The organism is Dryocola sharpae (assembly GCF_051307055.1).
Classification (GTDB): Bacteria; Pseudomonadota; Gammaproteobacteria; order Enterobacterales; family Enterobacteriaceae; genus Dryocola.
The window spans coordinates 807447-834132 of sequence record NZ_CP149994.1 but is presented as its reverse complement, the minus strand read 5'-3'; the positions used below and the strand labels follow the sequence as shown (position 1 = coordinate 834132).

Below are 26686 nucleotides of genomic sequence, written 5' to 3'. Positions count from 1 at the left end.
TGGCTGCAGAAGCGCAAAAAAGCGGATGCCAGGCCGCTGCCTGACATCCGCTCTTTTATAACGTATTTCTCACGCGCGGATCGTATCGTCGCCGAAACCAATCCATTTGTAGGTGGTAAGCGCTTCCAGGCCCATCGGGCCGCGGGCGTGGAGCTTTTGCGTGCTCACGGCCACTTCAGCCCCAAGGCCGAACTGGGCGCCGTCGGTAAAGCGCGTGGAGGCATTCACGTACACCGCCGAGGAATCCACTTCGTTCACAAAGCGGTTCGAGTTGCGCAGCGTGCGGGTCAGGATCGCATCGGAATGCTGCGTGCCGTGCTCGCGAATATGGCCGATAGCTTCATCCAGGTCCGCCACCACCTTCACGTTCAAATGCAGCGACAGCCACTCGTCGTCGTAATCCTCCGCTTTTACCGCCAGCGTTTCTGCCGGGCCGTTTTGCAGCAGCGGCAGGGATTTTTCGTCCGCGTGCAACGTTACGCCAGATTCCGCCATCTGCCTGCTGAGCGCAGGCAGGAAGGTTTGCGCGATCTCCTGATGCACCAGCAGCGTTTCCAGCGTGTTACAGGTGCTCGGGCGCTGGGTTTTGGCGTTGACGATGATTTTCAGCGCCGGTTCAATTTCCGCCGTATCGTCCACAAAGGTATGGCAAACGCCAATCCCGCCGGTGATAACCGGAATGGTGGACTGCTCGCGGCAGAGTTTGTGCAGCCCTGCGCCGCCGCGTGGGATCAGCATATCTACATAGCGATCCATCTTCAGCAGCTCGTTGACCAGCGCACGGTCCGGGCTTTCAATGGCCTGTACCGCAGCGGCTGGCAGGCCGCATTCAACCAGCGCCTGCTGGATAACTTTTACGGTTGCCGCATTGGTGCGCCAGGTCTCTTTACCGCCGCGCAGAATAGCGGCGTTGCCGGTTTTCAGGCACAGGGAGGCGACGTCCACCGTCACGTTAGGACGCGCTTCATAGATAACGCCGATTACGCCCAGCGGCACGCGGCGGCGCTCAAGACGCAGACCGCTGTCTAACAGCCCGCCGTCGATGACCTGCCCTACCGGATCGGCAAGGTTGCACACCTGCCGCACGTCATCGGCGATGCCTTTCAGGCGCGCGGGAGTCAGCTGCAGGCGGTCGAGCATGGCTTCGCTCAGGCCGTTACGGCGAGCTTCCAGCACATCCTGTTCGTTAGCGAGAAGAATATCCTCCGCCTGCGCTTCCAGATAATCCGCCATGCGTTGCAGCACGCGATTTTTCTCCGGCCCTGAGATCAGCGCCATTTTATAAGAAGCCGCTTTGGCGTCTTTGCCCATTTGTTCCAGCATTGCCCGCTCCTTAGTTAACGATCATGTCGTCGCGATGGACCGCAACCGGGCCGTATTCATAGCCGAGGATCGCATCGATCTGTTGTGAGTGGTGGCCTGCGATAAGGCGCAGCGCATCGCTGTTATAGCGGCAGACGCCGTGGGCCACGTCGCGTCCTTCAAGGCTGCGGATACGAATAACTTCACCGCGGGAGAAGTTGCCGTTCACGCTTTTAATCCCTTTTGGCAGCAGCGAGCTGCCGCGTTCGAGAATGGCGGACAAGGCGCCGTCATCGACCGTGATTTCTCCCGCGGGCGGCGCGCCGAAGATCCAGCGCTTGCGGTTTTCCAGCGGGGAAAGCTGTGCGTGAAAGCGCGTGCCGACTGGCGTGCCGGCCATCACATCGCCGATTACGCCAGGCTTGCTGCCGGCGGCGATAATCACATCGATTCCCGCGCGGCAGGCCACGTCGGCGGCCTGTAGTTTGGTGCCCATGCCGCCGGTGCCCAGACCGGATACGCTATCTCCTGCAACCGCACGCAACGCGTCGTCTATGCCGTGAACTTCTTTGATAAGCTCCGCCGCCGGGTTGTTGCGTGGGTCGGCGGTGTACAGCCCCTGCTGATCCGTCAGCAGCAACAGTTTGTCTGCTCCGGCCAGAATAGCGGCCAGCGCTGAGAGGTTATCGTTATCGCCGACCTTAATTTCTGCGGTTGCCACCGCATCGTTTTCGTTAATTACCGGCACGATATTGTTATCAAGCAGCGCCCGGAGCGTATCCCGGGCGTTCAGAAAGCGTTCGCGGTCTTCCATATCGGCGCGGGTCAGCAGCATCTGCCCGACGTGGATACCGTAAATAGAAAAAAGCTGTTCCCAAAGCTGAATCAAACGGCTCTGGCCGACGGCCGCCAGCAGCTGCTTGGAGGCGATGGTTGCCGGAAGTTCGGGGTAGCCCAGATGCTCACGCCCCGCGGCAATCGCCCCGGAGGTGACAATAACAATGCGATGTCCGCTGGCGTGAAGCTGCGCGCACTGGCGTACAAGCTCAACGATATGGGCGCGGTTCAGGCGGCGTGAGCCACCGGTTAATACGCTGGTGCCAAGTTTTACCACCAGCGTCTGGCTGTCACTCATGATTCTCTGCCGTTTCAACGAAATTGGAAAAATTAAAAGCCAGATGACGTTGTAGCAGGACTGGCACGGCTTGCCAACAGGCTCTACGGGAAAACACGCAACAAACGGGGGCAGATCGGCAAGCGTAGCGGCAAAGCTTGACGTTTTTATGACGAAAAAAATTTATTCGCTTTATTTAAACTTTATCTTAAACCGTCATAAATCTTTCATCTCCGGAGGATAAAACTCTCTGCGTTTTTTAACGGGATATCGCCCGTTTAAATTTAGCGCGTAAACACATTGGGATGAAAAATGAAAAAGACCACGCTGGCATTAATGGTAATGGGTATTGTTGCTGCAGCCTCTTCACAGGCCGCTGAAATTTATAACAAGGACGGCAACAAGCTTAATCTTTACGGCAAAGTCAAAGCGATGCATTACATCAGCGACGATGCCAGCAAAGACGGCGACCAGACCTATGTGCGTTTTGGTTTTAAAGGCGAAACGCAGATTAACGATCGATTGACCGGCTACGGTCAGTGGGAAGCTGAATTTGCAGGGAATAAAGACGAAAGCAATTCGTCGATGAAAACCCGTTACGCTTTCGCCGGTATTAAATATGCCAACTTCGGCTCTTTTGATTACGGCCGCAGCCTGGGCGCGTTATATGACGTGGAAGCCTGGACCGATATGTTCCCGGAATTTGGCGGTGATTCTTCAGGCCGAACCGATAACTTTATGACCAAGCGCGCCTCAGGCCTGGCTACGTTTCGCAGCACCGACTTCTTCGGCGCGGTCGACGGCCTGAACCTGACGTTGCAATATCAGGGTAAAAACGAGAGCCGCGATGTGTCTAAGCAGAACGGCGACGGCTTCGGCACGGCGTTGACTTATGACTTCGGCGGCAGCGACTTCCAGGTTGGCGGCGCTTATACCACCTCTGACCGCACCGACGCGCAGCAGCTACAGGCCCGTGGCACAGGCGATAAGGCAGACTCCTGGGCCGCCGGCGTGAAATACGATGCGAATAATGTTTATATCGCTTCGATGTATTCCGAAACGCGCAATATGACCCCCATCTCCGGCGGCTTTGCTAATAAAGCGCAAAGCTTTGAAGCCGTAGTGCAATACCAGTTTGATTTCGGCCTGCGCCCGTCTCTGGGTTACGTGCAGCAGAAAGGAAAAGAGATTGAAGGCGTTGGCGATGCGGACCTGGTGAAATATATTGATGCAGGCCTGACCTACTACTTCAATAAAAATATGTCAGCGTTCGTCGACTACAGAATTAACCAGCTGGACAGCGATAATCCGCTGGGCATTAATAATGATGACATCGTGGCATTAGGCATGGTTTATCAGTTCTGATTACCCGGTCAGAAAAAAGCCCTTCTCATTCCGGGAAGGGCTTTTTAATTTATGCAGATAGTTTGACGGGCTTATCTAAAAAATCTTTTGCAGGAACCAAATCCATATTCAACGTCTTTAACAGATCGCGTAAACGCTCGTGGAATCCGCGTAGCGTTTGTTCCAGCCTGTCGTCCACTTCTTTATCTTTGGAGGCCTTTGTCGTCCAGTTGCCTTCTTTGTCGAACAGACCAAAATGATAAGTGTAGGTAAACTGCTTTTCCTGCGCTTCCAGTTCCATCCACCAGCCCCAGAACTCGCGCAGCTCCGGCGCAGGTTTCACGTTGACGCAAACCGCCAGGCAGTCGAAGAAGAAACGGTTGCCTTCGCACTGCTCTTCCCGGATGTACGGGCCAAGGGCGGCAAATTTTTTGATCAGTCTACCTTTCGGGTGTCCACTCGGTAACGTCATTGCGATCTCCTTTTGTGAAGCCATTGTTTTACCAAACCGATAAAATTTAGCAAATCTTTAACGTAAACTTTGTTTAATCCAAACGGTGATTTCTTTCAGCGCCTTGTCAAAATTCTTATACACCGGGTCTGGCGAGATGGACATCAGCTTGCCGTCGGCAGATGACGACGTGATTAAACGCGACTCTTCCTGCGGGCTAAAGGGATCGTTGGCCCAGAAGCCCGACAGCATTGGCGTTGGGCATCGACGGCCCAGTAGCCCCTGCGTCTTTAATGAGTATCGATTTAGCTCGACGCTCAGCGCGCTGTCGGACGCATCGTTCATGCCAAGCCGGCTTGCGAGAACGTCAATATACATTTCCGGCACCTGCGCCTGACGCGCCGGGTCGCTCAGCAGGCTATGCACCACCGGGCCAAGGCAGGCGACAGCCTTAAGGCGCGGCGCTTCAAGGTAGGCGAGGCGGACCGCAACGTTTGCCCCAAAGCGGAAGCCAAACGCGGCAACGCGGGTATGATCGACCCACGGAATATTGGGCAGCGCCTTTAACACTTGCTGGTGAAGCAGGCTGGAGTCCTGGGTGAGCTTCCATTTTGAGGAATATCCCACCGACGGCATATCGATGGTCAACATCGCGATGCCCTGCGGCGCCAGGTATTTTTCAAACAGGGTGTAATAGTCGCTTTGCAGGGCGTCCAGACCGCCGCACATCAGTACCGTAGGGAACGGCCCTTCCGCATTCTTCGGCATATGCAGGAAGCCGGTAATCGGGCTGCCGCCGGTGACCGAAAACTCCAGTTCGCGCAGGTTCCCGGAAAGACGCGGGGCCGCTTCTTCAAAAGCCCGGTTAGCAAGCACTTGCGCCTGTTCGGCCAGCACGTCGCCTTTCAGGTGCGGATAGGCCGCAATGCTGTAGAGGTTTGCCGCCTGCAGCCAGTATTTGCCGCTCAACGCCTCGCTGGTTTCCTGACTCGCTTTTTGCTGCCACTGCATCGCCTGCTTTGACCACTCGTAGATCCAGTTACCGTTGCGATAGCCGATAACGGTGTCGTACAACTCATCGTCCGTGCGTTCTTCTTTGCAGCAGGCTATGCGCGCCTGCACATCGAGAATTTCACGCGGATCGACGCCGCGCCAGACCCACATCAGCCGGTTGACCATGCGATACCAGTGAGGAGCGGATTTACCTTCCAGCGTGAGTTGTATATCGGGGGCAGCGTGGTGCGAAGAGCGACGAACTAACGTCGATGTCTCCGGATGTTTAAATCGGGGTTTAAAAAGAACTTCACTAAGGTTGGCCTGTGACATCGCTTTTCTGCCTCCATGAAAACGTCAGGAACGCAGTATTGTACTCTGTCGGCAGCTAAATAACACAAACGCCCGGCGGTGCCGGGCATAAATCAGTGCAAATTTTAGGGATTAGCGGCCGGCTAACGGCGGCACAAATACCACGCCCATATCCCACGGCTGCTCAATCCAGGTGTTCTGCGGAATATCGATAACGTAATCATCCACCAGCGGCTGGCCTGCCGGCTTGGCAAAGATAGTCACGAAATGCGCCTTCGGGTACATCTCGCGAATCGCCACCGCGGTGCCGCCGGTATCAACCAGATCGTCGATAACGATAAAGCCTTCGCCGTCGCCTTCAGCGCGTTTGATAACGTTCAGCTCGCGCTGGTTGTCATGGTCATAGCTGGAGATACATACGGTATCAACATGACGAATACCCAGTTCACGCGCCAGCAGCGCGCCCGGAACCAGACCACCACGGCTAACGGCAATGATGCCTTTCCACTGTTCGGCAGGCAGCAGGCGGCTTGCCAGTTTGCGGGCGTGAATCTGCAACATGTCCCAGGTGACGACGTATTTTTCGCTCATGTGAAAGTGTCCCGGCCTATTATTAACGGCTTAAAAATATTCAAAGGGGTTTTGGTTGCGCGAGATTATAGAGATCTGACGCGCTAAAAACCAGTGCTGTGGGCAGGCGCCGCTGGTTTTTAAGTAGATTGGGTCGTCATGCCCGGAGAGTTAGTGGTATTCTCAGACCATCGCGCAAGCCCCGCTTGTGGTGTATATCAAACAGGTCAATCCATGGCCTGGGTGCCAAAAAATTCTTCGCCGAGTCGATGTCAAGGAGACCTAACGTGTCTGAATTGTCTCAATTATCTCCGCAGCCGCTGTGGGATATTTTTGCCAAAATCTGTTCTATTCCGCACCCTTCTTATCATGAAGAGCAACTGGCGGAACACATCCTGTCCTGGGCAAAAGAAAAAGGGCTACACGTCGAACGCGACCAGGTCGGTAATATCCTGATTCGCAAACCAGCCACCGCGGGCATGGAAAACCGCAAAGCGGTCGTGCTGCAGGCTCACCTTGATATGGTGCCGCAGAAAAACAACGATACCGTGCACGACTTCACCAAAGATCCAATCCAGCCTTACATTGATGGCGAGTGGGTAAAAGCTCGCGGCACCACGCTTGGCGCGGATAACGGCATCGGTATGGCCTCCGCGCTGGCGGTGCTTGCTGACGATAACGTCGCCCACGGCCCGCTGGAAGTGCTGCTGACCATGACCGAAGAAGCCGGGATGGACGGCGCGTTTGGCCTGCAGGCCGGCTGGTTACAGGCAGATGTACTGATCAATACCGACTCCGAAGAAGAAGGCGAGATCTATATGGGCTGCGCGGGCGGGATTGATTTTATCACCACGCTGCCGGTGCAACGCGAGGCCGTTCCGGCGGGCTTCGAAACCTTTAAACTGACGATTAAAGGTCTGAAGGGCGGCCACTCCGGTGCGGAAATTCACCTGGGTTTAGGCAATGCCAACAAACTGCTGGCGCGTTTCCTGTTCGCTCACGCAGCAGAGCTGGACGCACGTCTTATCGACCTTAACGGCGGGACGCTGCGCAACGCTATCCCGCGTGAAGGTTCAGCCATCCTGGCGGTTCCTGCTGATAAAGCTGCGCTGCTGAAGGAGCTGGCAGAGAAATTCCTGGCGATCCTGAAAAACGAACTGGGTGCGGTTGAGAAAAATACCACCGTACTGGTTGAGTCTGTCGGCAACACGCAGGCTGCGCTGACCACAAAGAGCCGCGATACGTTTATTAAGCTGCTGAACGCCACGCCAAACGGCGTTATCCGCAATTCCGACGCGGTAAAAGGCGTGGTGGAAACCTCCCTGAACGTGGGCGTGGTTACCCTGAGCGAAGAGAGCGCTGAAATTATCTGCCTGATCCGTTCTCTTATCGATACCGGTAAAGATTACGTGGTTCACATGCTGGAAGCGCTGGGCCAGCTGGCTGGCGCGCAAACCGTCGCCAAGGGCAGCTACCCAGGCTGGCAGCCGGATGCGAACTCCCCGGTGATGGGGCTGGTACGTGAAACCTATCAGAAGCTGTTCAACAAGACGCCGAACATCATGGTTATCCATGCGGGTCTGGAGTGCGGCCTGTTCAAAAAACCTTATCCGGAGATGGATATGGTTTCTATCGGGCCAACCATCACCGGTCCTCACTCCCCGGATGAGCAGGTGCATATCGAAAGCGTGGGCCAGTACTGGACTCTGCTGACCGAGCTGCTGAAAGCGATTCCTGCTAAGTAAGTTCGTTTTTATCGGGGCGGATAAGCGCAATCGGTATCCACCGCTTAAAAGCTGGCGGGTGGCACTGTGTTTACCCGCCCTACATACTGCAAGCGATTCCTGCGAAGTAAATTCGTCTTTATCAGGGCGGATAAGCGCAATCGGTATCCACTGCTTAAAAGCTGGCGGATGGCGCTGCGTTTACCCGCCCTACATACTGCAAGCGATTCCTGCGAAGTAAGTTCGTTTTTATCGGGGCGGATAAGCGCAATCGGCATCCACTGCTTAAAAGCTGGCGGGTGGCACTGCGTTTACCCGCCCTACATACTGCAAGCGATTCCTGCTAAGTAAGTTCGTTTTTATCGGGGCGGATAAGCGCAAGCGGCATCCACTGCTTAAAAGCTGGCGGGTGGCACTTCGTTTACCCGCCCTACATACTGCAAGCGATTCCTGCGAAGTAAGTTCGTCTTTACCGGGCCGGATAAGCGCAAGCGGTATCCACCGCTTAAAAGCTGGCGGATGGCACTGCGTTTACCCGCCCTACATACTGCAAGCGATTCCTGCGAAGTAAATTCGTCTTTATCGGGGCGGATAAGCGCAAACGGCATCCACCGCTTAAAAGCTGGCGGGTGGCACTGCGTTTACCCGCCCTGCAGCCTGTTTTACAACCCCAAAACCAATTGCCGCTCAAGCTGCGGATCCAGCAACGTGACATGCAGTCCCACCAGCCGTACGCCCCGCCCCTCACGGCGTTCACTCCAGGTTTTCTTTGCCGTCGCTATCAAATCTGCTTTGTTTAGCTGGGGCCAGACGTGCTCCTGCGTGGTTTGCTGGAAGTCGTTAAATTTAAGCTTCACGCCCTGGCGCGCGATCAGCAGATCGGGCTTTACCTTTTTCAGCCTTTTTTCCAGCTCCTGATAGAGCTGTTCGATGATGGCCTCACACTCTTCCCACTGGTGAATATCTTCCGCCAGCGTCTTTTCAACGCCGACGGATTTTCGCTGCCTGTCGTTACTGATCCGGCGTTCGTCTATTCCCTGGCTGCGCTCCCAGATAACGCGGCCAAATTTGCCGAAACGCTTTAACAGCGAGGCCAGATCGGTTTTCTGCACGTCGGCGCAGGTACGTAACCCAAGGCTTTCGAGCTTGCCTGCGGTCACTTTGCCAACGCCTGGGATTTTGCTCAGCGGCAGGGTTTCCAGAAAGGCTGGTACGGCATCCGGTGTGATCACGTACTGCCCGTCTGGCTTGTTGAGATCGGAGGCGATTTTGGCGAGGAACTTAACCGGAGCGATGCCTGCCGAAGCCGTGAGGTTTAGTTCATCAGAAATCGCCTGACGGATTTCTTGCGCTATAAGCGTCGCGGATCCGTGGCAGTGCCGGCTGTCGGAGACATCCAGATAGGCTTCATCCAGCGAAAGCGGTTCGATTAAAGTGGTATAGCGCGAGAAGATTTCCCGGATATGCGCAGAGGCTTCTTTGTAGGCGTCGAAACGGCCGGGCAATAAGGTGAGATGCGGGCAGAGCTTCAGCGCCATCGCCGTGGACATTGCGCTGTGTACGCCATACTTGCGCGCCGGATAGTTGGCGGTGCTGATAACGCCGCGCCGCTGCGCGCTGCCGCCAATCGCCAGCGGAATGTCGCGCAGGGCTGGATTATCACGCATCTCAACGGCGGCAAAGAAGCAGTCCATATCGACATGAATGACTTTACGCATACCCATCCAACCCGGTTATTTAACTGGATAAGTATACAGTCTGAAATAAGGTTGTGGCAATTCGTCGGATGGCGCTTCGCTTATCCGACCTACAGAACTTCGGGGATTTGGCTGGGATTGTCGGGTGGCGCTTTGCTTACCCGACCTACAGAACTCCGGGGATTTGGCTGGGGTTGTCGGATGGCGCTTCGCTTATCCGACCTACAGAACTCCGGGGATTTGGCTGGGGTTGTCGGATGGCGCTTCGCTTATCCAACTTACAGGATCATAATGGGATGAGTGTTTTGTAGGGTGGATAAGCGCCAGCGCCATCCACCGCTACCCGTCATAGAATGCGTAACTTCTGCCGTTTCGCTTCCCGCGCCATACGCTTTTTACGCGCGTCGCAGGGTTCCGGGCAGTTACACACTTTTTCCATCCCTAATGCCGCAATGCCGCCGCAGCTGCCCTGGATAGATTTGCGCTTTACTATAAAGCCCAGCGACATACCAAAAATGACCAGTAAAAAAATGGTAAAGGTAGCGATAAAAACGGTCAACATAAGCCCTCCCGTCAGCCGCCAAAGTCGTCGAGCATGATGTTTTCATCCTCCACGCCGAGGTCTTTGAGCATTCCGATCACCGCGGCGTTCATCATCGGCGGCCCGCACATATAGAACTCGCAATCTTCTGGCGCAGGATGGTTACGCAGATAGTTTTCCAGCAGTACGTTATGGATAAAGCCCGTATAGCCCGTCCAGTTATCTTCCGGCTGCGGATCGGAGAGCGCCACATTGAAGGTGAAGTTCGGGTTTTCACGCGCCAGTTGCTCAAACTCATCTTCATAGAACATTTCACGCAGCGAGCGCGCGCCGTACCAGAAGCTGATTTTGCGTTTGCTGTGCAGACGCTTGAGCTGATCGAAGATATGGGAGCGCATCGGCGCCATGCCCGCGCCGCCGCCGATAAAGATCATTTCAGCGTCGGTATCTTTGGCAAAGAACTCGCCAAACGGCCCGGAAATCGTCACTTTATCGCCCGCTTTCAGCGACCAGATATAGGAGGACATGATCCCCGGCGGCGCATCCGGCACGCCAGGCGGCGGCGTTGCGATACGGACGTTGAGCATGATGATGCCCTCTTCTGCCGGGTAGTTCGCCATCGAGTAAGCGCGCACGCACGGCTCTTTCACCGCCGACTGGAAACGGAATAAATTGAATTTATTCCAGTCGCCGCGATACTCCTGCGGCACATCAAAATCTGCGTAGTTAATCTGATGCGGCGGCGATTCGATCTGAATGTATCCCCCTGCGCGGAACGGCACCACGTCGCCATCCGGAATGCGCAGCTTCAGCTCTTTGATGAACGTCGCTTTATTATCGTTAGAGATGACTTCGCACTGCCATTTTTTAACGCCGAAGATCTCTTCCGGCAGCTCGATTTTCATATCCTGCTTAACCGCGACCTGGCAGGCGAGACGGCAGCCCTCTTTGGCCTCGCGTTTGCTAATGTGCGAAAGCTCGGTCGGCAGAATATCCCCGCCGCCCTCTTTAATTTTTACGCGGCATTGCCCGCATGAACCGCCGCCGCCGCAGGCCGAGGAGATAAAGATCCCCTGGTTTGAAAGCGTGTTAAGCAGCTTATCGCCAGCAGAGGCGTGGAACTGTTTGTCCACGTCGCTGTTGACTTCAATCAGCACATCCCCGGAATTCACCAGTTTTGATTTAGCAAACAGGATCATCAGCGCCAGCGCCAGAACGATCAGCGTGAACATCACCACGCCAAGAATAATTTCCATAACTTTCCGCCCTTATAGCTGCACGCCGGAGAAGGACATGAAGCCCAGCGCCATCAACCCGGTGGTGATAAAGGTTATCCCTAAGCCGCGCAGTCCTGCGGGCACGTTGGCATATTTCATCTTCTCGCGAATACCGGCCATAGCGACAATCGCCAGCATCCAGCCAATGCCGGAGCCGAAACCATAAACGATGGATTCACCGAAGCCGTAATCGCGCTGCACCATAAAGGAGACGCCGCCAAAAATGGCGCAGTTCACGGTGATCAGCGGCAGGAAGATGCCCAGCGCGTTGTAGAGCGCCGGGAAGAAACGATCGAGGATCATTTCCAGGATTTGCACCAGGGCTGCGATAACGCCGATGAAGGTAATGAAGTTCAGGAAGCTAAGATCCACCCCTTCCACCAGCGCGCCGTCGCGCAGCACCAGGTTATAGACCAGGTTATTGGCCGGCACTGAAATGCCCAGAACGACCGTAACGGCCACGCCCAGGCCAAACGCCGTCGAGACTTTCTTCGACACGGCAAGGAAAGTACACATGCCGAGGAAGAAGGCGAGCGCCATGTTTTCAACAAATACCGCTCGCACAAACAGACTAATCATATGTTCCATCGTCTGTTAATCCTTTTCCTGTTGAGCCGGCTTCCACGTGCGCAGCGCCCAGATCAACAATCCGATAATAAAGAACGCGCTTGGCGCCAGCAGGAACAGGCCGTTTGGCTGATACCAGCCGCCGTTTTGCACCGTTTCCAGCACGGTAACGCCAAACAGTTTACCGCTGCCGATAAGCTCACGGGTGAAACCGACCAGCAGCAGGATAACGCCATAGCCCAGACCGTTGCCGATACCATCCATAAAGCTCGCCAGCGGCGGCGCTTTCATGGCGTAAGCTTCGGCGCGTCCCATCACGATACAGTTAGTGATGATCAATCCGACAAACACAGAGAGCTGCTTTGAGATCTCATAGGCATAAGCGCGCAGGATCTGATCGACGACGATCACCAGCGAGGCGATGATCGCCATCTGCACAATGATGCGCACGCTGTTGGGGATGTAGTTGCGGATCATCGAGATAAACATGCTGGAAAACGCCGTGACCAGGGTCACGGCAATCGTCATCACGAATGCCGTTTCCAGCTTGGTGGTCACCGCCAGCGCAGAACACACCCCAAGGATTTGCAGCGCGATGGGGTTGTTATCTATCAGCGGGCTAACCAGTACCCGCTTAACTTCTTTCATGCCTGACATATCAGCCATTGTTAAGCGCTCCTTCACTAACCTGTTTCAGGAACGGGCCAAATCCCAGCTCGCCCATCCAGAAATCGAAAGTATGTTGTACACCGTTTGAGGTCAGCGTCGCGCCCGACAGGCCATCCACGCCATACGGATCGCCCGAACGCGCGCCGCCTTTGACGACACGCAGCGCGGGCTGACCGTTCTCATCAAGTAATTTCTTACCAATCCATTGCGCCCGCCAGTTCGGGTTTTCGATCTCACCGCCCAGCCCCGGGGTTTCGCCCTGGTCATAATAGGTGATGCCTTTTACGGTGCGCCCGTCGGTTTGCAGCGCAACAAAGGCATACATCATCGACCACAGGCCGTTGCCGTAAACCGGCAAAACGATTTCCTGCACTTTGTTTTGCTCATCGCGTACCAGATAGATTTCTACGATGTTGGTGCGGCGTTTAATGCCGGCCCGGTCTTCGCCGGGCGAAAGAGCGACGCTTTGCGCCGGATCGCGCAGCGCGGCGGCATGGTCAAATTCGGCCGGATCTTTATTGAGCATTTCACCCGTTTTTAAATTCAACAGGCGCGGGGTGATGCGCGATTCGAAGATTGATTTTACCTCTTCACCGCTCATCTCAGGCGCTGCAAGGCCTGCAACGTCCAGAATGTTGCGCTGTTTATCGAGCGCTTTTTGCTCCTGCTGGCGCGACTTCAGGCCCACGGCGGAACCCGCCACGACGATGGAGCACACCAGGCAAAGCACCAGCACCACCAGCAGCGTTCTGCCGATGCCATCGTTACTTTTTACGTCAGCCACGCGATTTCCTCCGCTTGATATTGGCCTGCACCACCACATAATCGAACAGCGGCGCAAAGAGGTTGGCGAACAGAATCGCCAGCATCATCCCTTCCGGATAGGCCGGGTTAGCCACCCGAATCAGCACGCACATCACGCCGATAAGCGCGCCGTACCACCACTTGCCTTTATTAGTGAAGGAGGCGGAAACCGGATCGGTGGCCATAAACATCATGCCGAACGCAAAGCCGCCCAGCACCAGATGCCAGTACCACGGCATGGCGAACAGCGGGTTGGTCTCTGAACCGATAAAGTTAAACAGGGTTGCGGTGGCGATCGTGCCGATCATCACGCCGGCGACGATGCGCCAGGAAGCCACGCGCCCAAAGAGGATGATGGCGCCGCCAATCAGGATCATCAGCGTGGAAACCTCACCGATTGAACCAGGAATATTACCGAGGAACGCGTCCATCCAGGTAACCGGCTGGCCGGAGACAACGTTAACCACGGCCTCACCGCCGCCATGCGACCACTGTGAGAGCGGCGTTGCGCCGGAGAAGCCGTCTGCCGCCGTCCAGACCAGGTCGCCAGAGATTTGTGCAGGATACGCAAAGAAGAGAAACGCACGTCCGGCAAGCGCCGGGTTAAGGAAGTTGCGTCCCGTTCCGCCAAAGATCTCTTTGGCGATGACGACGCCAAAGCTTATCCCCAAGGCGGCCTGCCAGAGCGGCATCGTCGGCGGTACCACCAGCGCAAACAGGATGGAGGTAACAAAGAAGCCTTCGTTGATTTCATGTTTGCGGATGATGGAAAACAGCACCTCCCAGAATCCACCCACCAAAAATACGGTGATGTAGATGGGCAGGAAGAACACCGCTCCCAGCGTCATCATGCTTAGCCAGCCCGCCTCCGGCGTAAAGCTTACGCCCAGCCATTGCGCAACGGCATAGTGCCAGTTGGCCGCAATAACCTGCGGTAGCTGTTCAGGCCCATAGAGCTTGTGCAGCGCGGGAATGGTTTGCAGTCCGACGTTGTACATCCCCCAGAACATGGCCGGGAAGACGGCGAGCCATACCAGGATCATCATGCGTTTCAGGTCAATGGCGTCGCGCACGTGAGACGCGCCCGGCGTAACCTGGCCCGGCGTGTAGAACACCGTGACGGTGGCTTCATACAGCGGGTAATACTTTTCTAATTTGCCGCCCTTAGTAAAGTGCGGCTCTATTTTTTCAAATAAGTGCTTCAGGCCCATGGGTTATCCTTCCTGCTCGATGCGGGTTAACACCTCGCGTAGCACCGGGCCATACTCATATTTCCCCGGGCAAACATAGGTACAAAGCGCCAGATCTTCTTCGTCCAGTTCCAGACAGCCCAGCGCCTGCGCGCTGTCGGTATCGCCCGCCAGCAAATCTCGCAGCAGCATGGTAGGCAGAATATCCAGCGGCATCACGCGCTCATAGTTGCCGATTGGCACCATCGATCGCTCGCCGCCGTTGGTGTCGGTTGAGAAGTTAAACAGTTTGCGTTTTAAGAAGTGGCCGAGCGTAGTGCGCGTAATGGAGAATTTATCGGCGCCCGGCATGACCCAGCCAAACAGCTCTTTCTCACGCCCTTCTTTCAGCGCGGTGACCTGTAAATGGAAACGCCCAAGCCAGGCTCGCGGGCCCGAAGCCTGCACGCCACTTAGCACAGAGCCGGAAACGATACGGTTTTCACCCTCCAGTAATTCCCCCTGCGTCAGCACATCGACAGAGGCGCCCAGACGGGTGCGAATCAAACGGGGATTTTTAACCTGTGGACCGGCCAGCGAAATCACCCGCTCGCTCCACAGTTCGCCTTCGATAAATAATTTACCGATAGCAATGACATCCTGATAGTTGAGATGCCATACCTGTTTTTGCAGGTTAACCGGCTCAATGAAATGAATGTGAGTACCTGCCAACCCCGCAGGATGCGGCCCGGCGAACTCATTAAAAGTAATTTGCCCAACCGGGTGGCCGCCCAGCTTCCCGCCGTTGGCCTGGCAAACATGGATTTTGCCGTCCGTAAGGCGTGACAGCAGCGTTAAGCCTGCATCGAACATCTGGCGATGCGCGAGGATTATCGGCTGCGGGTCTGCCGCCAGGGGATTGGTGTCCATCGCGGTGACAAAAATAGCGGCAGGGATAGTGCCCGGCTGCGGCGCTTTACTGAACGGACGCGTACGCAACGCGGTCCAGAGACCTGACGACAGGAGCTGCGCCTGGACAACTTCACGCGGCAGAGCGGCTAAGGATTCCGGAGCATGACGTTCAAAAACAACCGCCTCGTCTCCCTGAACGTCGATAACGACGGATTGCAGCACCCGGCGCTCACCGCGATTGATGGCGCTAACGGTGCCGCTGGCCGGCGCGGTAAATACCACTCCCGGGTTTCTTTTATCTTCAAAAAGGGGCTGCCCTTTCAGTACGTTATCGCCCTCTTTTACCAACATAGAAGGACGCATGCCCACGTATTCCTCTCCAAGCAGCGCTACCTGGGGTATTGCTGGGCCATCATAGATTTGCTGCTCGGGCAGGCCGGCAATAGGCAAATCAAGACCTTTTCTGATTTTTATCATAAGGTTATCACGCATAAAATAGGCTAATAAAAACCGACAAAAACGTAGCCGACAACGAACGGGCTGAGACAATGTCCAACCGCAACGATGTGCCTGGCAGGTAAGAAAGAGAGGTTGTGCATCCGTTCGTCACACCTGGGAGGTAAGTCGCCTGGAGAGCCAGGTAAAACCGACTTAGGGAAAGCGTCCTTTCTTATCCGCGGGTCATCATTCGGCGCGGATTTTAGCATTATTGGCCACAGTAAGGGGATAAATCCTCGAAGTTAACCTTCGCAATGCGAGCCATTACGCAAAACGGCAACTCTTTCACTTTATAAGTGAAGTAGTTAATATCCATTTTCTGGAAAGGCTCCAGTCTGCGCTTGCGAAATTTATTGATGATGCTAATGTGAGCGCACCGAATACAGATTAGTCTGATTTCAGGTCTCTTTGCCGTCCTGGCATTTGGTTACAGGTTTATCAAGGAATCAAGCAGTATGTCTAAAATCGCACTCATTATTGCGATGCTCACGATGCCGTTCATGTCGTTTGCCAGCTTGCTCAATAGCAACGTTTCGGCCGCGCCTGTCAGCAAAGAATTTAAACAGCAGTTAATGGGCTCTCCCGTTTATATTCAGATTTTTAAAGAAGAGCGCACCCTTGAGCTGTACGTCAAAATGGGCGAACAGTATCAGTTGCTTGACAGCTACCGCATCTGTAACTATTCCGGCGGCCTTGGCCCGAAACAGCGCCAGGGCGATTTTAAAAGTCCTGAAGGATTCTACAGCGTTGAGCGCAGGCAGCTAAAGCCTGACAGCCGCTTCTATAAAGCTATCAATATTGGCTTCCCGAACGAGTTCGATCGTTCTCATGGCTATCAGGGTCAGTATTTGATGATTCACGGCGCCTGCGTCTCCGTTGGCTGTTATGCCATGACCGACAGCAGCATCGATGAGATTTTCCAGTTTGTAACCGGCGCGCTGGTGTTTGGCCAGCCGAAGGTGCAGGTGAGCATTTATCCGTTCCGCATGACGGACGCGAATATGCAGCGCCACAAGTACTCTTATTACATTAATTTCTGGAAACAGCTAAAGCCGGGTTATGACTACTTTATGGCGAATCATCAGCCGCCGGGCGTGTCTGTTATCAGCGGTAACTATGTGATTAGCAAGCCGGTTGTACCGACGGTACAACCTCAGCTGGCCTCAAACTACACGCTCTCCCAGGCAAAATAGCACCGACTCTCCTGGCGCAATTCTGTGCCAGGTTTCGTTGCCGGTCAGCGGCTGAGTAGCAATGACAGTGACCACATCGTTCGGTGTGGTCTCTTTCTGAAAGTCGATTTCCACATCCCTGTCTAACAGTTTTGCCACGCCAAACGGAGCCCGACGGGTTATCCAGTAAAGATTGGTGGAACAAAACGCCATCACGTAGCGCCCATCCGACAGCAGCATATTAAAGACGCCTTTTTCGCGCAGCTGGGCCGCAAGCTCGGTAATGTAGCGGAAAACCGCCTGCATATTGCCGGGCGTACGCGGATAGCGCTGCGTCAGCTTGTGCAGCAGCCAGCAAAACGCCTGTTCGCTGTCGGTTTCGCCAACCGGACGAAACGGCCCGCTATCAAGCTGGCGATGGCCTTTTAGCTGTCCGTTGTGGGCATAGGTCCAGTTACGGCCCCATAGCTCGCGGGTAAAGGGATGGGTGTTTTCCAGCGCGACTTTGCCGCGGTTAGCCTGGCGAATATGCGCAACGACCGAGCAGGATTTAATCGGATAATCCTGCACCAGTCTGGCAATTGGAGAGTTAAAGCTCGGCTGGGGATCTTTGAAGGTGCGACAGCCCTTGCCTTCATAGAAGGTGATGCCCCAGCCATCTTTATGGGGCCCTGTTCCGCCGCCACGCTGCACCAGACCGGTAAAACTAAAGCAGATGTCCGTTGGTACGTTGGCGCTCATCCCTAGCAGTTCGCACATAATTCTCTCCCACTACTTTCGCCTGGCCTCTTTTCGCTTTATCGGGCGGATAGACGACGCGCCAACCGCCGCTTGTTTATATTCAGCGGCTGGTGGCGCAGGCTTATCCGCCCTGCGGCGAAAAGAGGTAATTAACGCTAAGCCTTAACCATCTCTTTTTCGATCAGCTGAATCAGGATATGAATCACTTTGATGTGGATTTCCTGAATGCGATCGGCATAGCCGAAGTGCGGCACGCGAATTTCGACATCCGCCGTACCCGCCATTTTGCCACCGTCTTTGCCCGTCAGGGTAATAACTTTCATGCCCTTAGCCCGGGCAGCCTCGATAGCTTTGATCACGTTGCCGGAATTACCGGAGGTGGAGATCCCCAGCAGTACGTCGCCCTCACGCCCTACCGCTTCGATATAGCGCGAGAAGATGTAGTCGTAGCCGAAGTCGTTGCTAACGCAGGAGATGTGGCTGACGTCTGAAATCGCAATGGCCGGATAGCCCGGACGGTTTTCGCGATAGCGGCCCGTCAGCTCTTCCGCAAAGTGCATTGCGTCGCAGTGGGAGCCGCCGTTGCCGCAGGAAAGCACCTTGCCGCCCGCTTTAAAGCTGTCCGCCAGCAGCACGGCCGCGCGCTGAATCGCGTGGATATTTGCGTCATCTTTCAGGAAGTTAGACAGCGTTTCGGCGGCTTCATTTAATTCATTACGAATAAGATCTTGGTACATGAGGATGTCCTTCAGTATTTATTGGTTAAGTAAACTCCAGCAGTTTACCGGATAGCGCGAGAAGCGCCATCACCGGATGCTTTTAGGGATCCGTGCGGCAACAATGTGAGCAAGGTTGTAATTATTTTGTAAACACATTGCTAAAAAAGTACGCATACACTACAACCAATACATCACAAGTGGTCAGACCTCCTACAAGCAAGGGAGCTTTCTTTATGTTGATTTTGAGTGTTGTTGCAACCGTTATTCTGCTCGGCGTGCTGTTTTATCATCAGGTGAATCTGCTGCTCAGCAGCGCGATCCTCCTGGCGTGGACGGCTGCTTTAGGTTTTGCCGGTATCTGGTCCGTGTGGATTCTTGTCCCGCTCGCCATTATTCTGGTGCCGTTTGTCTTCCCGCCGATGCGTAAATCGCTGATTTCCGCACCGGTATTCAAAAGCTTTCGTAAAGTCATGCCGCCGATGTCGCGTACTGAAAAAGAGGCGATTGACGCAGGCACTACCTGGTGGGAAGGCGATCTGTTCCGCGGAAAGCCTGACTGGGAAAAACTGCATAATTATCCGCAGCCTAAGCTGAGCGCTGAAGAACAGGCTTTTATTGACGGCCCGGTTGAAGAAGCCTGCCGCATGGCGAATGATTACCAGATAACCCATGAGCTGGCCGATCTGCCGCCGGAGCTGTGGGCTTATCTGAAAGAGCATCGCTTCTTTGCGATGATCATTAAGAAAGAGTACGGCGGGCTGGAATTCTCGGCTTACGCTCAGGCCCGCGTGCTGCAAAAACTCTCCGGCGTTTCCGGCATTCTGGCGATCACCGTCGGCGTACCTAACTCGTTAGGTCCGGGCGAGCTGCTCCAGCATTACGGCACCGACGAGCAAAAAGATCACTATTTGCCGCGTCTGGCCCGTGGGCAGGAAATTCCTTGCTTCGCGCTGACCAGCCCGGAAGCAGGCTCCGATGCGGGCGCAATTCCCGATGTCGGCGTGGTCTGCATGGGCGAGTGGCAGGGCCAGCAGGTTCTGGGCATGCGTCTGACCTGGAACAAGCGCTATATTACGCTTGCGCCTGTCGCCACCGTCCTCGGCCTTGCGTTCAAACTCTCCGATCCGGATCGTCTGCTGGGCGATGAAGAAGATCTCGGTATTACCTGTGCATTAATCCCAACCCACACGCCGGGCGTCGAAATCGGTAAGCGCCACTTCCCGCTGAACGTGCCGTTCCAGAACGGCCCGACGCGCGGGAAAGATATTTTCGTGCCGATCGATTACATTATCGGCGGCCCGAAAATGGCCGGACAGGGCTGGCGCATGCTGGTGGAGTGCCTCTCCGTTGGACGCGGTATTACCCTGCCCTCTAACTCAACGGGCAGCCTGAAATCTATTGCGATGGCAACCGGCGCGTATGCCCATATTCGCCGCCAGTTCCGTATCTCTATTGGTAAGATGGAAGGGATTGAAGAGCCGCTGGCACGCATTGCGGGTAATGCTTATGTGATGGATGCCGCTGCTTCACTGATTACTTACGGCATAGTGCTCGGCGAAAAGCCGGCGGTGCTGTCAGCGATTGTGAAATATCACTGTACCCACCGCGGCCAGCACGCCATCCTGGACGCCATGGACATCGTCGGCGGTAAAGGCATTATGCTTGGCGAGTCTAACTTTGTGGCTCGCGCCTATCAGGGTGCGCCTATCGCTATCACGGTTGAAGGGGCGAACATCCTGACCCGCAGCATGATCATCTTCGGCCAGGGGGCGATTCGCTGTCACCCTTATGTTCTGGAAGAGATGGCGGCATCGCAAAATAACGATCTGAACGCTTTCGATAAGCTGCTGTTCAAACATATCGGGCACGTCGGCAGCAACAAAATGCGCAGCCTGTGGCTGGGCCTGACCAACGGCTTAACCAGCGCCACGCCAACCCGCGATGCGACCAGACGTTACTATCAGCACCTGAATCGACTGAGCGCAAACCTGGCGCTGCTGTCCGATGTTTCCATGGCGGTGCTGGGCGGCAGCCTGAAACGTCGCGAGCGTATCTCTGCTCGTCTTGGCGATGTGCTCAGCCAGCTTTATCTCGCCTCCGCGGTGCTCAAACGCTACGAAGATGAAGGGCGTAACGAGGCGGATCTGCCGCTGGTGCACTGGGGCGTGCAGGATGCGCTCTACCAGGCGGAGCAGGCGATTGACGATCTGCTGCGTAACTTCCCGAATGGCTTTGTAGCAGGCGCGTTGCGCCTGGCAATTTTCCCGCTTGGCCGCCGCTACGACGCGCCTTCTGACAAGCTGGATCATCAGCTGGCGAAAATCATGCAGGTGCCGTCGGCAACGCGTTCGCGTATTGGCCGCGGTCAGTACCTTGCGCCGAGCGAGTTTAACCCGGCGGGTCTGCTGGAGCAGGCGCTGCTGGATGTGATGGCCGCCGAGCCAATTCATCTGCGCGTCTGCAAAGCGATTGGTCACAACCTGCCGTTCACACGCCTGGATGAACAGGCGAAACAGTGGCTGGCGGAAGGGAAAATCAATGCGGAAGAAGCAGCGATTCTCACCAAAGCCGAAACCAGCCGCCTGCGTAGTATCAACGTTGATGAGTTTGAACCGGAGGCGCTGGCAACTCAGCCGGTAAAGCTGCCGGAAAAACACCGCAAAATTGAAGCCGCATAAGCTGCCTTAACGCTAAAAACCCCGCTTCGCGGGGTTTTTTATTGCCCAACAAAAGCCGGTGAACTCATGCTACAGTGAAGGAAATGTCGTTATTCATGGGGTCGATGATTGTGTCTGGCTTAAAAATTTCCCTGCTGCAACAGCCGCTGGTCTGGATGGATGGCGCGGCCAATCTGCGTCATTTTGATGTGCTGCTTGACGGCATACACGGTCGCGATCTGATTATTCTGCCTGAGATGTTCACCACCGGTTTTGCGATGGAAGCAGCAAAGCAGTCGCTGACGGAAGAGGAAGTCATCGGCTGGATGCAGTTTAAAGCGCAGCAAACGCAGGCGATGATCGCCGGAAGCGCCGCGCTGCAAACGGGACGTGGCTCGGTGAACCGTTTTCTGCTGGTGCAGCCAGACGGCAAGGTGCATTTCTACGACAAGCGGCACCTGTTCCGCATGGCGGATGAACATCACTACTATCAGGCAGGTGAGGAAAGGATCGTCGTTGAATGGCGCGGCTGGCGTATTTTGCCGCTGGTCTGTTACGACCTGCGTTTCCCGGTGTGGTCACGCAACCGTAACGATTACGATCTGGCGCTGTATGTCGCCAACTGGCCCGCTCCGCGCTCGCTTCACTGGCAAAGCCTGCTGGTTGCCCGGGCGATTGAAAACCAGGCTTACGTCGCAGGCTGCAACCGTGTGGGCACAGACGGCAACGGACACCACTATCGCGGCGACAGTAAAATTGTCAGCCCGCAGGGCGAGATTCTGGCAAGCGCCGAAGCACACCAGGCCACGCGTCTGGATGCAGATTTATCATTGATTGCCCTGCAGGAATACCGGGAGAAATTTCCGGCATGGCAGGATGCGGATCCGTTTAGTTTGTAAAGCCTGCTCCTCTCTTGCCGGGAGGAGCGCTGACTGACGCCGTGAGAGGCTGTAGATTTAATAGCCGCAGAAACGACAAAAGCCTGAATCATTGCTGATCCAGGCTTTTTGAATAGTGGCGGAACGGACGGGACTCGAACCCGCGACCCCCTGCGTGACAGGCAGGTATTCTAACCGACTGAACTACCGCTCCGCATTGTTCCCCGTCGGGAACGAAGCGGATATTACGGATTGCCCCGCATCGCGTCAACGCTTTTTCTTATAAAGTGAACCGTTTGCCGCAAAAAACATCTGAATGCTGTTTTTTAAGCCATTAACTCAGCTTTCAGCCCGCCACAGGCAGTTACCGCCCTTTTTCACAACCAAATCCAGACGCGATTCGTGCGCGGCGATTTCTTCATCGCTTGCCTGAATCACGCGTAACCCCGTGGCGCCTCGCACAACGCGCTGAATACCGTCCCCGCCCTGCTTCTGCTGAATATCACCTTCCATGGAAAACTTCAGCGAGGTCTGGCCGCCGGTCATCATCAGATAGACATCGGCCAGAATCTGGGCATCGAGCAGCGCCCCGTGCAGCGTACGTTTGCTGTTATCTATTTCATAGCGCGAGCAAAGCGCATCGAGGCTATTACGTTTGCCCGGAAACATCTTACGGGCCAGCGCCAGGCTGTCGGTAACTTTACAAAAGGTGTCGGTCTTCGGGATATCGCGTTTAAGCTTGCTAAACTCGTAATCCATAAAGCCGATATCGAACGAGGCGTTATGGATAACCAGCTCCGCGCCGCGAATATAGTCCATAAACGAATCAGCCACCTGGTCGAACGTCGGCTTATCCGCGAGGAACTCATCGGCAATGCCGTGCACGCCGAACGCTTCCGGATCCACCAGCCGGTCTGGCTTTAAGTAAACGTGGAAGTTATTGCCGGTCAGGCGTCGGTTAATCACCTCAACCGCGCCGATCTCAATAATGCGATGACCTTCATAATGAGCACCGATCTGGTTCATACCGGTGGTTTCTGTATCGAGGACAATCTGTCTGGTGGTTGTAGAAATCATATAGCTGTGCTCATAGCGCTCGTTTATGTCAGACTTGGCGTTTTTACTCACAGGAAGTCTACCAGAGATGCGCAAACAGGTAGAAATTTTCACCGATGGGTCTTGCCTCGGTAATCCCGGTCCGGGTGGTTATGGTGCCATTTTACGCTACAAACAGCATGAAAAGATTTTCAGCGTTGGCTACCGCTTAACCACCAACAACCGCATGGAGATGATGGCGGCTATCGTCGCGCTTGAGGCTTTAATCGAGCCCTGCGACATTGTGCTTAGCACCGACAGCCAGTATGTGCGCCAGGGGATCACGCAGTGGATCCATAACTGGAAAAAGCGCGGCTGGAAAACGGCTGATAAAAAGCCGGTAAAGAATGTCGATTTGTGGCAGCGCCTGGACGCGGCCCTTAGCGAGCATAATATCAGCTGGGAATGGGTAAAAGGCCACGCCGGCCATCCTGAGAACGAACGCTGCGACGAACTGGCTCGCGAGGCAGCCTCGAGTCCTACTCTTGAGGATGTCGGCTATCTGCCGGACGCGAAGGCTTAACCCCTTCACGGTACTGGCGAGTGGCCCCCACCGCCGAGCGAATCGGCGATTTAGTTTTGCGGTTTTTCTGCGGGTTTAACGTCAGCGGCAAGGTACGCTTACGCGCCACGATCACATGCATGCACCCTAAAGCCGGAAGGTGGGTGCTTAGCATTTTCCCGCCTTGTTTATGCCACGGCAGAACCTGAAAACCTCGCTGATATACCACTTCAAAATTGAGCAAAGCCAGCCAGTCGAACTGGCGCATCGGCGTGAACATACGGCTGCTGTAGGGAATACGCTTGCGCAGGAAAGGAATAGTCTTCCCCAGGCCCAGTAAACTTAGCGGATTAAAACTGCTGATAATCAGCCAGCCATCGTCGATTAACACGCGATCGGCCTCACGCAGCAGGCCATGCGGATCCTGACACCAGGGCAGCGTATGGGCCAGCAGGCAGGCATCGACAGATTTTGCGGCAAAAGGTAAATGAAGCGGATCGGCATTGACCTGCAATAGCGGGCCTTGCAACGCAACGTTCACCTGATGTGAAATAGCGCAGGCGCTGGTGTCGATTTCCGCGCTCAGATTGCCTATTTTCAACAGGTGGAAACCGAACATTTTGCCAAGCCACGGGCGCAGCTGCTTTTCAAGCGCCTCGCGATAGTACTCCCCCCAGGGCAATTGTCCCCAGTGATGCGGTGAAATGAAATTGTCAGGTATCCTTGCCGGTTTCATCACTACCTTCTAATCGCTTTGCCGAGAGGTTGAATTATGAATCTTAACAGTATTCCCGCCTTGCAGGATAACTACATCTGGGTTCTCACTGACGATGAGGGCAAATGCATCATCGTCGATCCTGGCGAAGCGGCGCCGGTGCTCAAAGCCATCGCTGAGAATCAGTGGCAGCCAGAAGCTATTTTGCTTACCCATCATCACCACGACCACGTTGGCGGCGTGAAAGAACTGGTGAAAAACTTTCCGGCGCTTGTGGTATACGGTCCGCAAGAGACGCAAGATAAGGGAACGAACCGGGTAGTAAGCGAAGGAGATAAGGTCAATATTTTGAAGTATGAATTTAGTGTAATTGCCACACCCGGTCACACTTCAGGACATCTCTCTTATTTTAATTTCCCTTACCTTTTTTGCGGAGACACGATGTTTTCCGGCGGCTGCGGAAGGCTTTTTGAAGGCACACCAGAACAAATGTATGAGTCTTTTCAAAAGATTAATGCATTGCCCAAGGATACGCTAATTTGTTGCGCGCATGAGTATACGCTTTCCAACCTAAAATTTTCCTTAAGCATTTTACCGCAGGATAAAGACTTAATCGGATATTATCGAAAAGTTAAGGAGTTACGTGCAAAAAACCACTCAACCTTGCCCACTTCTTTACAAGCCGAGCGGAAAATTAATGTTTTTTTAAGAACGCAAGAAGATGATTTAAAAGCTTTAATATCCAAAGAAACAAACTTGCAACAACCACAACAGGTATTCGCCTGGTTACGGGCAAAGAAAGATAGCTTTTAAATTTTCTGGTTGTGTTGTCCGGCGGTCAAATGTATCCTTGCTCGTCTTTTAAGCAACCATTGACACACACATGAAGGCAAAAGCGATATTATTCGCCACTGTCTTGCTTGTGGGATGCCAGGCGTCAAAGCATGACGGTAACATCCAACAGCATGCGCAGAGTCTGTCTGCGGCTGGTCAAGGTGAAGCAGGAAAGTACACTGGTCGAGCGGCCTCGGCGCGATGGATGGACGATGGGACGTTCCTCGCGCAAGATCAGAACCTGTGGAACTTCATCGGCGACGAGCTAAAGATGGGGATACCGGAGAATACCCGGATCCGCGAACAGAAACAGAAGTACCTACGTAATAAGAGCTATCTCCACGATGTAACATTACGGGCAGAGCCGTATATGTACTGGATCGCCGGGCAGGTTAAGAAACGTAACATGCCGATGGAACTGGTACTGCTACCCATAGTGGAGAGCGCTTTTGACCCCCACGCGACGTCTGGCGCAAATGCCGCAGGCATTTGGCAGATTATTCCAAGTACGGGGCGCAATTATGGTCTTAAGCAGACCAAAGCGTATGACGCACGCCGTGATGTAGTGGCCTCCACCACTGCAGCACTGAATATGATGCAGCGCTTAAACAAAATGTTTGACGGCGACTGGTTACTCACCGTAGCAGCGTACAACAGCGGCGAAGGCCGCGTGATGAACGCTATTAAAGCGAACAAAGCCCGCGGCAAAGGAACGGACTTCTGGTCGCTTTCTCTGCCACGAGAAACTAAGATTTACGTGCCGAAGATGCTGGCCCTGAGCGATATTCTCAAGAACAGCCAAAAGTATGGCGTTCGTTTGCCGAGTACTGACGAAAGTCGCGCTCTGGCGCGGGTTGAAGTGCATAACCCGGTACAGCTGACGCAGGTCGCTGAAATGGCAGGCATACCGCTCACTGCGCTGAAAACGTTTAACGCCGGGGTTAAAACCTCTACCGTTGGCAAAAATCAGCGCTATGTGATGGTGCCAAAGAAGCATGCCGATCGGCTAAAAGCTTCACTGGCATCGGGTGAAATCGCGGCTGTACAGCCGACGCTGATGGCGAAGAATCTCAGCAATGCGGGCGGCAGCAAAGCTTATAAAGTTCGTACGGGTGATACCCTTTCGGGCATCGCTTCACGCATGGGCGTGAGTACGAAAGATTTGCAAAGCTGGAACGGTATACGCGGCGCGCACATCAAGGTTGGTCAAACGCTGAGCATCAACAATGACGGCGAGCGTTTAGCCCAAAACGATAGCATTACCTATAAGGTGCGCAAGGGTGATTCCCTGTCGAGTATCGCGAAACATCACGGCGTAAACATCAAAGATGTTCTGCGCTGGAACGAAGATACGGACAACCTGAAACCCGGCGATCGGTTGACGCTTTTTGTCAGCAACAACTCTACGCCTGATACGTAATCGCTAAGC

25 protein-coding genes and 1 tRNA gene are annotated in these 26686 nt (G+C 54.6%); 8 read left to right on the top strand and 18 right to left on the bottom strand.

Annotated features, from left to right (window positions below; translation table 11 throughout):
- Nucleotides 1-69: 69 nt before the first annotated feature.
- Together proA and proB are read right to left on the bottom strand one after the other, a co-directional pair.
- The gene (proA, locus tag WLO31_RS03960) at nucleotides 70-1323 is read right to left on the bottom strand and encodes a glutamate-5-semialdehyde dehydrogenase (RefSeq protein ID WP_435929195.1); all 1254 of its coding nucleotides are present in this window, start codon (nucleotides 1321-1323) and stop codon (nucleotides 70-72) included.
- A gap of 10 nt (nucleotides 1324-1333) precedes the next feature.
- Nucleotides 1334-2437, bottom strand: a complete 1104-nt coding sequence (gene proB, locus WLO31_RS03955; RefSeq protein ID WP_435929194.1) for a glutamate 5-kinase — start codon at nucleotides 2435-2437, stop codon at nucleotides 1334-1336.
- A 291-nt stretch (nucleotides 2438-2728) separates the two neighbouring features.
- Here proB and phoE point away from each other — a divergent pair, with 291 nt between their 5' ends.
- Complete coding sequence (gene phoE / locus WLO31_RS03950) at nucleotides 2729-3781, top strand: phosphoporin PhoE (protein ID WP_435929193.1); 1053 nt, start codon at nucleotides 2729-2731, stop codon at nucleotides 3779-3781.
- Between the two features lie 49 nt (nucleotides 3782-3830).
- Here phoE and crl read toward each other — a convergent pair whose 3' ends face one another.
- The 3 genes from crl to gpt form a co-directional block, all read right to left on the bottom strand.
- A complete protein-coding gene (crl, locus tag WLO31_RS03945) occupies nucleotides 3831-4232 on the bottom strand; it encodes a sigma factor-binding protein Crl (RefSeq protein WP_435929192.1) in 402 nt (133 codons plus the stop codon).
- Between the two features lie 57 nt (nucleotides 4233-4289).
- On the bottom strand, nucleotides 4290-5537 hold the full coding sequence (gene frsA, locus WLO31_RS03940) for an esterase FrsA (RefSeq protein ID WP_435929191.1): 1248 nt from the start codon (nucleotides 5535-5537) through the stop codon (nucleotides 4290-4292).
- Nucleotides 5538-5648: 111 nt separating this feature from the next.
- Nucleotides 5649-6107 carry a xanthine phosphoribosyltransferase gene (gene gpt / locus WLO31_RS03935; RefSeq protein ID WP_167611768.1) on the bottom strand — a complete coding sequence of 153 codons (459 nt, stop codon included), beginning with the start codon at nucleotides 6105-6107 and terminating at the stop codon, nucleotides 5649-5651.
- 266 nt (nucleotides 6108-6373) lie between these two features.
- Here gpt and pepD point away from each other — a divergent pair, with 266 nt between their 5' ends.
- Nucleotides 6374-7831, top strand: a complete 1458-nt coding sequence (pepD, locus tag WLO31_RS03930; RefSeq protein WP_435929190.1) for a beta-Ala-His dipeptidase — start codon at nucleotides 6374-6376, stop codon at nucleotides 7829-7831.
- A 641-nt stretch (nucleotides 7832-8472) separates the two neighbouring features.
- Here the strand turns inward: pepD and dinB are convergent.
- From dinB to WLO31_RS03890, 8 genes are all read right to left on the bottom strand, one after another.
- Complete coding sequence (gene dinB / locus WLO31_RS03925) at nucleotides 8473-9528, bottom strand: DNA polymerase IV (protein ID WP_435929189.1); 1056 nt, start codon at nucleotides 9526-9528, stop codon at nucleotides 8473-8475.
- A gap of 325 nt (nucleotides 9529-9853) precedes the next feature.
- A complete protein-coding gene (nqrM, locus tag WLO31_RS03920; RefSeq protein ID WP_435929188.1) occupies nucleotides 9854-10069 on the bottom strand; it encodes a (Na+)-NQR maturation NqrM in 216 nt (71 codons plus the stop codon).
- Nucleotides 10070-10080: 11 nt separating this feature from the next.
- The gene (gene nqrF / locus WLO31_RS03915; RefSeq protein WP_435929187.1) at nucleotides 10081-11304 is read right to left on the bottom strand and encodes an NADH:ubiquinone reductase (Na(+)-transporting) subunit F; all 1224 of its coding nucleotides are present in this window, start codon (nucleotides 11302-11304) and stop codon (nucleotides 10081-10083) included.
- Between the two features lie 12 nt (nucleotides 11305-11316).
- Nucleotides 11317-11913 carry an NADH:ubiquinone reductase (Na(+)-transporting) subunit E gene (gene nqrE / locus WLO31_RS03910; protein ID WP_167611740.1) on the bottom strand — a complete coding sequence of 199 codons (597 nt, stop codon included), beginning with the start codon at nucleotides 11911-11913 and terminating at the stop codon, nucleotides 11317-11319.
- A gap of 6 nt (nucleotides 11914-11919) precedes the next feature.
- Nucleotides 11920-12558, bottom strand: coding sequence for an NADH:ubiquinone reductase (Na(+)-transporting) subunit D (locus tag WLO31_RS03905; RefSeq protein ID WP_435929186.1), 639 nt, complete (start codon nucleotides 12556-12558; stop codon nucleotides 11920-11922).
- Complete coding sequence (locus tag WLO31_RS03900; RefSeq protein WP_435929185.1) at nucleotides 12551-13345, bottom strand: Na(+)-translocating NADH-quinone reductase subunit C; 795 nt, start codon at nucleotides 13343-13345, stop codon at nucleotides 12551-12553. Before WLO31_RS03900 ends, WLO31_RS03905 begins: the two co-directional genes overlap by 8 nt.
- Entirely contained in the window at nucleotides 13338-14576 is a 1239-nt protein-coding gene (locus WLO31_RS03895) for an NADH:ubiquinone reductase (Na(+)-transporting) subunit B (RefSeq protein ID WP_435929184.1), read from the bottom strand. The genes WLO31_RS03900 and WLO31_RS03895 overlap by 8 nt, the downstream gene beginning before the upstream one ends.
- A gap of 3 nt (nucleotides 14577-14579) precedes the next feature.
- Nucleotides 14580-15923: a Na(+)-translocating NADH-quinone reductase subunit A gene (locus tag WLO31_RS03890; protein WP_435929183.1), complete on the bottom strand. Its 1344-nt coding sequence runs from the start codon at nucleotides 15921-15923 to the stop codon at nucleotides 14580-14582.
- A gap of 476 nt (nucleotides 15924-16399) precedes the next feature.
- On the opposite strand from WLO31_RS03890, the gene dpaA reads away from it, so the two are divergent.
- Nucleotides 16400-17137 carry a peptidoglycan meso-diaminopimelic acid protein amidase gene (gene dpaA / locus WLO31_RS03885; RefSeq protein WP_435929182.1) on the top strand — a complete coding sequence of 246 codons (738 nt, stop codon included), beginning with the start codon at nucleotides 16400-16402 and terminating at the stop codon, nucleotides 17135-17137.
- Here dpaA and WLO31_RS03880 read toward each other — a convergent pair.
- Both WLO31_RS03880 and lpcA read right to left on the bottom strand, forming a co-directional pair.
- Nucleotides 17108-17875 carry a class II glutamine amidotransferase gene (locus tag WLO31_RS03880; protein WP_435929181.1) on the bottom strand — a complete coding sequence of 256 codons (768 nt, stop codon included), beginning with the start codon at nucleotides 17873-17875 and terminating at the stop codon, nucleotides 17108-17110. The two genes, dpaA and WLO31_RS03880, sit on opposite strands and share 30 nt — an antisense overlap.
- A gap of 137 nt (nucleotides 17876-18012) precedes the next feature.
- On the bottom strand, nucleotides 18013-18594 hold the full coding sequence (gene lpcA, locus WLO31_RS03875; RefSeq protein WP_435929180.1) for a D-sedoheptulose 7-phosphate isomerase: 582 nt from the start codon (nucleotides 18592-18594) through the stop codon (nucleotides 18013-18015).
- A 215-nt stretch (nucleotides 18595-18809) separates the two neighbouring features.
- Here lpcA and fadE point away from each other — a divergent pair, with 215 nt between their 5' ends.
- Both fadE and WLO31_RS03865 read left to right on the top strand, forming a co-directional pair.
- On the top strand, nucleotides 18810-21254 hold the full coding sequence (gene fadE / locus WLO31_RS03870) for an acyl-CoA dehydrogenase FadE (RefSeq protein ID WP_435929179.1): 2445 nt from the start codon (nucleotides 18810-18812) through the stop codon (nucleotides 21252-21254).
- A 110-nt stretch (nucleotides 21255-21364) separates the two neighbouring features.
- Entirely contained in the window at nucleotides 21365-22132 is a 768-nt protein-coding gene (locus tag WLO31_RS03865) for an amidohydrolase (protein WP_435929178.1), read from the top strand.
- Nucleotides 22133-22248: 116 nt separating this feature from the next.
- Here WLO31_RS03865 and WLO31_RS03860 read toward each other — a convergent pair.
- Both WLO31_RS03860 and dnaQ read right to left on the bottom strand, forming a co-directional pair.
- Nucleotides 22249-22325 (bottom strand) — tRNA-Asp (locus WLO31_RS03860).
- A 125-nt stretch (nucleotides 22326-22450) separates the two neighbouring features.
- The gene (gene dnaQ, locus WLO31_RS03855; protein WP_435930506.1) at nucleotides 22451-23188 is read right to left on the bottom strand and encodes a DNA polymerase III subunit epsilon; all 738 of its coding nucleotides are present in this window, start codon (nucleotides 23186-23188) and stop codon (nucleotides 22451-22453) included.
- Between the two features lie 67 nt (nucleotides 23189-23255).
- On the opposite strand from dnaQ, the gene rnhA reads away from it, so the two are divergent.
- Nucleotides 23256-23729, top strand: a complete 474-nt coding sequence (rnhA, locus tag WLO31_RS03850; protein WP_435929177.1) for a ribonuclease HI — start codon at nucleotides 23256-23258, stop codon at nucleotides 23727-23729.
- Here rnhA and WLO31_RS03845 read toward each other — a convergent pair.
- The gene (locus WLO31_RS03845) at nucleotides 23686-24444 is read right to left on the bottom strand and encodes a class I SAM-dependent methyltransferase (protein WP_435929176.1); all 759 of its coding nucleotides are present in this window, start codon (nucleotides 24442-24444) and stop codon (nucleotides 23686-23688) included. The genes rnhA and WLO31_RS03845 overlap by 44 nt on opposite strands.
- Nucleotides 24445-24480: 36 nt before the next feature.
- Between WLO31_RS03845 and gloB the strand changes: the two genes are divergently transcribed.
- Together gloB and mltD are read left to right on the top strand one after the other, a co-directional pair.
- A complete protein-coding gene (gloB, locus tag WLO31_RS03840; RefSeq protein ID WP_435929175.1) occupies nucleotides 24481-25236 on the top strand; it encodes a hydroxyacylglutathione hydrolase in 756 nt (251 codons plus the stop codon).
- A 70-nt stretch (nucleotides 25237-25306) separates the two neighbouring features.
- Nucleotides 25307-26677 (top strand): murein transglycosylase D, encoded by a 1371-nt coding sequence (mltD, locus tag WLO31_RS03835; protein WP_435929174.1) that lies wholly within the window; start codon nucleotides 25307-25309, stop codon nucleotides 26675-26677.
- Nucleotides 26678-26686 lie beyond the last annotated feature (9 nt).

Coding starts and splice junctions, on each gene's coding strand:
- proA (WP_435929195.1), bottom strand. CDS start 1,323: ATGCTGGAACAAATGGGCAAAGACGCCAAAGCGGCTTCTTATAAAATG.
- proB (WP_435929194.1), bottom strand. CDS start 2,437: ATGAGTGACAGCCAGACGCTGGTGGTAAAACTTGGCACCAGCGTATTA.
- phoE (WP_435929193.1), top strand. CDS start 2,729: ATGAAAAAGACCACGCTGGCATTAATGGTAATGGGTATTGTTGCTGCA.
- crl (WP_435929192.1), bottom strand. CDS start 4,232: ATGACGTTACCGAGTGGACACCCGAAAGGTAGACTGATCAAAAAATTT.
- frsA (WP_435929191.1), bottom strand. CDS start 5,537: ATGTCACAGGCCAACCTTAGTGAAGTTCTTTTTAAACCCCGATTTAAA.
- gpt (WP_167611768.1), bottom strand. CDS start 6,107: ATGAGCGAAAAATACGTCGTCACCTGGGACATGTTGCAGATTCACGCC.
- dinB (WP_435929189.1), bottom strand. CDS start 9,528: ATGCGTAAAGTCATTCATGTCGATATGGACTGCTTCTTTGCCGCCGTT.
- nqrM (WP_435929188.1), bottom strand. CDS start 10,069: ATGTTGACCGTTTTTATCGCTACCTTTACCATTTTTTTACTGGTCATT.
- nqrF (WP_435929187.1), bottom strand. CDS start 11,304: ATGGAAATTATTCTTGGCGTGGTGATGTTCACGCTGATCGTTCTGGCG.
- nqrE (WP_167611740.1), bottom strand. CDS start 11,913: ATGGAACATATGATTAGTCTGTTTGTGCGAGCGGTATTTGTTGAAAAC.
- WLO31_RS03905 (WP_435929186.1), bottom strand. CDS start 12,558: ATGGCTGATATGTCAGGCATGAAAGAAGTTAAGCGGGTACTGGTTAGC.
- WLO31_RS03895 (WP_435929184.1), bottom strand. CDS start 14,576: ATGGGCCTGAAGCACTTATTTGAAAAAATAGAGCCGCACTTTACTAAG.
- WLO31_RS03890 (WP_435929183.1), bottom strand. CDS start 15,923: ATGATAAAAATCAGAAAAGGTCTTGATTTGCCTATTGCCGGCCTGCCC.
- dpaA (WP_435929182.1), top strand. CDS start 16,400: ATGTCTAAAATCGCACTCATTATTGCGATGCTCACGATGCCGTTCATG.
- WLO31_RS03880 (WP_435929181.1), bottom strand. CDS start 17,875: ATGTGCGAACTGCTAGGGATGAGCGCCAACGTACCAACGGACATCTGC.
- lpcA (WP_435929180.1), bottom strand. CDS start 18,594: ATGTACCAAGATCTTATTCGTAATGAATTAAATGAAGCCGCCGAAACG.
- fadE (WP_435929179.1), top strand. CDS start 18,810: ATGTTGATTTTGAGTGTTGTTGCAACCGTTATTCTGCTCGGCGTGCTG.
- dnaQ (WP_435930506.1), bottom strand. CDS start 23,188: ATGATTTCTACAACCACCAGACAGATTGTCCTCGATACAGAAACCACC.
- rnhA (WP_435929177.1), top strand. CDS start 23,256: ATGCGCAAACAGGTAGAAATTTTCACCGATGGGTCTTGCCTCGGTAAT.
- WLO31_RS03845 (WP_435929176.1), bottom strand. CDS start 24,444: ATGAAACCGGCAAGGATACCTGACAATTTCATTTCACCGCATCACTGG.
- gloB (WP_435929175.1), top strand. CDS start 24,481: ATGAATCTTAACAGTATTCCCGCCTTGCAGGATAACTACATCTGGGTT.
- mltD (WP_435929174.1), top strand. CDS start 25,307: ATGAAGGCAAAAGCGATATTATTCGCCACTGTCTTGCTTGTGGGATGC.